At 43.6% G+C, this 6,517-nt stretch carries 10 protein-coding genes; 2 read left to right on the top strand and 8 right to left on the bottom strand.

What is annotated here, in order from left to right:
* Positions 1-50: 50 nt before the first annotated feature.
* From R7041_RS22235 to R7041_RS22200, 8 genes are all read right to left on the bottom strand, one after another.
* On the bottom strand, positions 51-185 hold the full coding sequence (locus R7041_RS22235; protein ID WP_257877580.1) for a hypothetical protein: 135 nt from the start codon (positions 183-185) through the stop codon (positions 51-53).
* A 275-nt stretch (positions 186-460) separates the two neighbouring features.
* A complete protein-coding gene (locus tag R7041_RS22230) occupies positions 461-1,597 on the bottom strand; it encodes a zonular occludens toxin domain-containing protein (RefSeq protein WP_025795498.1) in 1,137 nt (378 codons plus the stop codon).
* The gene (locus R7041_RS22225; RefSeq protein ID WP_025795497.1) at positions 1,594-1,908 is read right to left on the bottom strand and encodes a DUF2523 family protein; all 315 of its coding nucleotides are present in this window, start codon (positions 1,906-1,908) and stop codon (positions 1,594-1,596) included. The genes R7041_RS22230 and R7041_RS22225 overlap by 4 nt, the downstream gene beginning before the upstream one ends.
* 1 nt (position 1,909) lies before the next feature.
* Positions 1,910-3,466 (bottom strand): hypothetical protein, encoded by a 1,557-nt coding sequence (locus R7041_RS22220; RefSeq protein WP_025795495.1) that lies wholly within the window; start codon positions 3,464-3,466, stop codon positions 1,910-1,912.
* A 132-nt stretch (positions 3,467-3,598) separates the two neighbouring features.
* Positions 3,599-3,829, bottom strand: coding sequence for a major coat protein (locus tag R7041_RS22215; RefSeq protein ID WP_025795494.1), 231 nt, complete (start codon positions 3,827-3,829; stop codon positions 3,599-3,601).
* A gap of 7 nt (positions 3,830-3,836) precedes the next feature.
* Positions 3,837-4,082: a hypothetical protein gene (locus tag R7041_RS22210; protein WP_017636224.1), complete on the bottom strand. Its 246-nt coding sequence runs from the start codon at positions 4,080-4,082 to the stop codon at positions 3,837-3,839.
* 11 nt (positions 4,083-4,093) lie between these two features.
* Complete coding sequence (locus R7041_RS22205) at positions 4,094-4,429, bottom strand: hypothetical protein (protein ID WP_017636225.1); 336 nt, start codon at positions 4,427-4,429, stop codon at positions 4,094-4,096.
* A gap of 1 nt (position 4,430) precedes the next feature.
* A complete protein-coding gene (locus R7041_RS22200) occupies positions 4,431-5,510 on the bottom strand; it encodes a replication initiation factor domain-containing protein (RefSeq protein ID WP_318128715.1) in 1,080 nt (359 codons plus the stop codon).
* Between the two features lie 131 nt (positions 5,511-5,641).
* Here R7041_RS22200 and R7041_RS22195 point away from each other — a divergent pair, with 131 nt between their 5' ends.
* The gene (locus R7041_RS22195) at positions 5,642-5,818 is read left to right on the top strand and encodes a hypothetical protein (RefSeq protein WP_025509971.1); all 177 of its coding nucleotides are present in this window, start codon (positions 5,642-5,644) and stop codon (positions 5,816-5,818) included.
* 215 nt (positions 5,819-6,033) lie between these two features.
* Positions 6,034-6,318, top strand: a complete 285-nt coding sequence (locus R7041_RS22190; protein WP_244265543.1) for a hypothetical protein — start codon at positions 6,034-6,036, stop codon at positions 6,316-6,318.
* Positions 6,319-6,517: the final 199 nt, after the last annotated feature.

Below are 6,517 nucleotides of genomic sequence, written 5' to 3'. Positions count from 1 at the left end.
GGTCTAGGCCTACGGCAAACCACTCAACATAAACACGAATATAATGCGCACTAAGGGTAAGGCTTTAAGAGTTCGAAAAGCCTATCCCAAAGCACGTACCAAACAAAGCTCAAGAAGAACCAAAACGGCAAATGCCACAATGAAAACTCATAGGCATCCATCCAAGCGATAATTGAATCAATCATTGCGACAACCTCCTACAAGCAGCAATACCAGCAAGAAAACACCCAAGAAGATAAACCCTTCATAAACATCATAAATCCATTCCATAACTAACTCAGGTGTGAACCTGCCAAAGATTAATTTCATACATGTTCCGCTTCCTCGAAGCGATTTTCGCAAGCTCAATATCACTTCTTGCGGCGAGCGGTCTAACTAGAGGCTGCCCATCTGAATAGCATTATTGTTCCCCAAATGCAGAAGCCCCAGAACAACGTCCAAAGAATGTTTACCAGCATAGCTATATCTGAACAGGAATATTTTGCTGGAGAATATCGGTTGGCTTTTCACGTTGGCCGCAAGTGAAGATCCTTTCTGAATCCTCCCAAGTTACCCGATAGACGCAATCTGAAAGAACCTCAAACTGATAGCCAATTTTGACTAAGTCGAGATGATTAAAGCTAAAGAGCTTATCCGTACCATCATAAACATCGACATATATCTTGTAGAACGTCAGGTCGCGATTTAACTCACCCATTGATTTCAAACTGGTAGTAAGCGCGATTTGCTTAGCGTAACCAGTGATAAAAAAATCATACCCATCCAGTGGACCGAAGTCAGATTTAGGCTTTTTCTTTGCTGGCGCTGCCGTTCCTTGAGCTGTTGGCGTACCAGCTGGAATTTCTATGTTCGTGTTTTGCTGTTTTACTGGCTCAGGTGCCTTTTCAGATTCAGGCCACCAAGCCATGATGTTGATAGGCAAGCCAACACCCAAAAGCAAAGCAGTACCGATAACAGGCCATCGCTTCCAGAAAGGTCTAATGTCTTTTGCTTGCGCTTCCTGCACATGCTTGTTCGATTGAGAGTGGCTTTTGTAAAACGGAAAGTACTCTGATTTGTAAGAACGTATTGAAGTATTGACAACCTCACCGTTGCAACCATCTTGCACCTTTTTCGTGTATGAGTTGCTTGAGCCCATAGCCGTGTTTTTCGTGCATCGATAGGTCACTTCAATCATGTCCTTAATATCTCGATGCACTTTGCGGATGTTCTGAGTAAGCAGAATGATATCAACACCATAGTGACGATGAATCGAGAACCACTCAAGAATCGCAGCAGGAAGCCCGCGAGACGGCAAACTCATATGAGCCTCATCTACAACGTACAAAGGCCCCTGTCCTTTCTCATTTCGCCATTCATCCGAGTAATCACCAATCTGACTAAATGGACGACTTGTAGAGCCAAAATCCGTCAAACGACCATCAACAATCTTGATTAGGTCGCGAACGTGCTCACCAAATATCTTTACAAACCAATCAATGTTCAACGTGATGTTGGTAATGACTTTTCGACCGTCCTTGATGGCCGGAATAATATGATATGCGACAGCTTCATAAGTTTTGCCGCCTCCTGGTCTCCCTGCTATTGCGTAAATCATGAGCCTAACCTCGTAAACGGAATCAGTTGAAGCAACAAACGAATAGTGATTGCAGCAAGGATAATTGATAAGCACTGAGGAACCCCGACCGCAGCCAAAACCCAAGAAACGGTTGGAGGAATCGACGTCATATACTGGCTCATATCAACAGGTGCAAAGAGCGCGAAAATGCCAGCAATCAGCGAATTGGCCGCTTCCATAACTTGCTCAACAATCCAAAAAAACAAATCTTTGAGCATGTCAAAAAGAGATAGCAAAAGCTGGTACAAAAACACCAAAAGCTTGTTAAACAAATCAACTAACCAGTCCATATTAACCCCCGAAAATGATTCGACGCGCCGCAAAAATGGACGTCATGATGAGAACCGCACGAACAAAACCAAAAACCCAATCAAAGCTAATATGTTCCTCGAAACTGAAATCACCGAAGAACGGAACCGGAAGAACAAACGAAGGACGTTGAGCATTGGACAAGTCCAAGTTACCGAAAGAGCTAACAAAGTTATCTATGGTGTTTACTTTCAAATCATTGAGCTGACCAGAAACCAAGCCACCTAACCCCTCAGGATATTTAGATTCATAAAAACCAGTACACGTACCCGTCTCGATACAAGTGCCACCAATACCAGCGCCAGACGTATCCGTATTAGCAATGCCATCTAACGTATCTGAAATACCAGCAACATCCTCCGCAATGCCATCCATTGCACCTGCAATTTTCTCAACATCATCACCAACACCATTAATCGCATTGGTATTCTGATTTACGGCAGTTGTGATATCAGCGTTGGCTTGCTGGATAAGAGCTTTAGTTTTTCGATAAATCTCATTGTCATTAGCTTGCTGCTTTTGAATGGCTTGCGTATTGGTCACGACCGAAGCATTGAGCGCGATAATTTGGTTTTGAACGTCAGCACTAGCCTGATTGATATCGATGTTCATATCATTCAGCGCCTTATTAACGTCCTTGTTCATTCCCGTTATTGCGTTAACAACTGCCGTATCTGTTGATTCATCCGTTGGCGGGTCTTCTACGTCTGGCTCATCCGTTGGAGGTTTCGGAACGACAACGTCACTATCAGAGTCCGGTAAAACGCTAGGGTCTTCGATATCACCGCCAGTAGGGTCATCTGGTTTATGGGTAGGGTCAGTATCTGGTTTATCGTCAGTATTAGGGTCTTTAAGTGTTTTACACTCAGGGTCATTGCAAAAAAGATTACCAGTAGTGCTGTCACAAGAAGGGCCTATAACAGTAAAAGTTGCATAGCACCAACCAGACTCACCGCACCAAGCGCTAGAACCATCAATAGCAGCAGTACAACCGCCTCCTTTTCCAGAGCACATATAAGTGGAAGGCAATCCGCTACCAAACACACCAGAGTCCCAACGCATGTCACCTGAATCGCCCTCGACTTTAGAACAATCGCCACCATTGCACTCAGATTCCCATGATTCTGTTTCGTCACTACAAGAATAAGAGAATTGCTTACCTTGCGATTCACATTGAGACCTTGACGATTCAATTTGTGCAATAACTTCAGGACGCTCGCAATATTTAGGGTCTTCACAACGCCCTGTTTCTTGATTGAATTGTTGCCCCTCAGGACAAACATATTTTTGCATTTTGGCGATGAGATTGGGGTTACTGGAGCCATGTTGAAGACAATAAAATTGACCGTAAGAGATCGAACAATTGCCAAAATTACCCCAACTCAAATCAAGAAGATAAGACTCAGCATAGATAGCAGAAACTTGAAGTGGAGAGCCGCCCCATTGAATGTTATTAACCTTATAAAGAGTTTCAGCATTAGCACTAAACGAAACACTCAAAAGTATCACCAGTGCCGCAATGCTTTGTTTAATACTCATGTATAAACCTCATTAAAAAAGGGGACCGAAGCCCCCTATCCTCTAAAGTTTTGAGAGGCCACAAATCCAGCCATGCCACCCAAAAGCACAAAGACGATGAGAATGACATCGTGAAGAATGGCCAACATAAACTTAAGCCTTATTCACAGCGCGCTTAGCAAGAGTGATGGATTTAAGAGCCATAGCGATACCAACAATTAGCAAGCCAGCCGCACCGATTTTGGTCGCAACGCCAGCAAGGTCGATTGCACTGAATGGGTCAGCACCTGCCTCACTTGCGAAAGCAGCACCAGAAAAAGCAGCCGCAGCAACAGTAGCAGCACCACGTTTTGCGAATTTCTTCGCTTGATTGATGTATTTCATAAGTACCTCAGAGAAGTTTGATTAAACGTAAAGCCATCTTGATGGCATAGGTAGAAATGAAGCCCCCAAAGAACACCAAGGAAAAACCAAGGCCGAACATTTGAGTAGCTTCAGGGCCAGTAACCTGAGTGAAGTCCATAAGCGAACCGTATTCTTGAGCCGTAACCATGACGTAACCGCTACAAGAAGCAGCATCAACTTCAGGAACGACAGCAATAAAACCGTCAGCGTTTGGAAGTGCGCACACAGGCATAATTAAAAACCTTACTTAGCTTTATCAGAGACAGGATTGTCGAACAGGCTGCGAATGACTTTGAAATCGCAAACCAAGTTACGGCGAGGGTCTTCTGGGTCAGGTTCGTATTCGAACTCAACAAGAGCGGGACACATCGTTGTTTCGAATTTAGCGAGAAGTGCATCGTTTGGCGCGAATGGAACCTCAACAGATTCAATGCCAAACGCAATTTGAGAGCCGTTTTCGTTTTCCCAAGGCTTGAGTGCCTTACCAGCAAACAAACGACCAATTTCATATTTTTTACCAGATTGCTTACCAACACCTTTTGAGTAAGTGCCACCTGTTAGAACGTAACGAACAGCCATGCTAATTCTCCATTATCTCTTTGATTATGTGTTTGTATGTATCAGGCAAGTTGAGCAAATCACCTTGCGTTTCCTCGGATATGAGAAGTCCAAAAACTTTCTCCAAATCACCATCCAAGTACTTAGCAATATCCGCTAACGTACGACCGACTTGTCGACGAGCCCAACGAATACGCCCGTGCATATCGAGCGCAACTTGTTTCTTTTTTGTAACCACCTTTACTGGAGAGCTGGATACGATAGATGCGCTATACGCACAAATTCCGGCGAAGTAACCGCTGATATCGAGAAGGACGTCGATTGGCATCTCCTTCAGCTCACACTCACTTCTAAACCAAAACATATCGAGCCCAAGCTGAGCAGCCTTGTTATAAATACGCCAGTAAATACGAGATTTGCGGTTGCCAACCTCGAATGATTCATTGATAACCTTGCCGGAAGGTTCAGCAAAATAACGCTCACCTGCACTAGGGCCGCAACCCCTATCAGATGTGCGAAACGCATTATCGGCATAGGCTTTTTTTGCATACTCACGACCAAACAGGCCGTGGAAGTCATCGACTGCAAGGTCGATTCGAGATAGACGGTTACAGTCGAGAAGATCTAACCACCAATGCAAACGGAATGCACTTGTGTGCTCAAAAAGGTGTTTGCACCCTAGCCCCTCGATTTGGAAATAACAGGTTCCACGGTTACCGCCTAAAGCAACAAATCCAACGTGTTTGTTAGAGTGTTTAGTCATCAGGTGACATGAATCTTCGTAACCGTACAAACCTTTACCACGCCAAGGCGACATACGAAGACCAAGAACGTGCAAGCAGAAAACCTCCAAACGTTCCATCATTGAAACGTTCCACTGTTGCTTGTATCTCTCAATCAGCTTTTCTTTCTGTTCTGGTGTTTTAGCCATGCGGTAATTCGGCTTAGGAATTGGAGACCAGAAAAGAGCCGAAAGGTCGGACTTGTGAGCATGACGCAAAGATGAGTAAGGGATTGTCCAAGACAAGTAATCAACAAACACAAATGGACTTGCATCAGTGTCGATTTGCAATTCTTCTGGAGTGAATACTTGTTTTTTCATCTCAAAGCCTGCCAACTTAGAATCTAAATAATTATTTTATGCGCCAAACCTAATTTCTTAGATTCTAATTGTCAATACTTTTTAGATTCTAAGCTTATAATATTTTCGAAAATAATGACCGAGGTAAAAGAATGGCAACTAAACACATAAAAGATACGACGTGGACGAAAGTAGAAAAAATGACTGTTAAAGCTGTCATAGAGACAAAGACAAGTATCAAAGAAACCGAGATGCTCGATTACTTGATCAACTTAGGATTAGAAAAATTTGCTGAGGAAGACTTCCAGAAGATAAAAAAAACCAAGTGACCTCAAAGAGCTAATCAAATGGCATTGGAGAGAGCTAACTTGATGACTCGCTAGCGCTCAAACACTGGCGCGCTACGCTTGCGAATACACGGTGAACACTGATGATTCAGTGGAATTTACCCCCGTAATACTAGACGGGGGTTTGGCTCCGCTTTTAGGTCCCTCCCGCTACGCGGGCCCCTCCCAAAATGCTCGCTAACCGACGAAGTAAGACGATGAAGAAGATCATATTATCAATGGCCTTAATGAGCTCAAGTTCATTGGCAAGCCCAACAATGGGCGAAATCATTGGTCGTGAAGAAGATCCAAACCGACCAATTGAAGAAGTCTATGGCAAGGAACGCATAGAAAAAATCAGAAACGGCGATGATTTCTGCATGTATGAATACAAAACCGATAAAAGCGGAAAAATAAAAAGTATCAAACTGGAAGGAAGACCAGAAGACTGCAAAAGCCTCCTGAACTACTTCATGATTAAAAACAAAGACAAACTAAAATGACATACTCAGCGTTTGGTATGTCATTTCTTCCTTAATGCGCATTATACGCTTTTTATGTTACGGGCTATCTCTTCAAAGCGATTCTCTATCCTGTCATGTACGTAACAAGCTACGACAATGAGAAAGTCTCTCGCCCACCCTTTGCGCGGTCTAGGCCTACGGCAAACCACTCAACATAAACACGAATATAATGCGCACT

It is taken from the genome of Vibrio sp. 1751, assembly GCF_033339895.1.
Classification (GTDB): Bacteria; Pseudomonadota; Gammaproteobacteria; order Enterobacterales; family Vibrionaceae; genus Vibrio; species Vibrio alginolyticus.
Note: the sequence above shows the minus strand (reverse complement) of the source record. Positions and strands in the feature narration are given on the sequence as shown.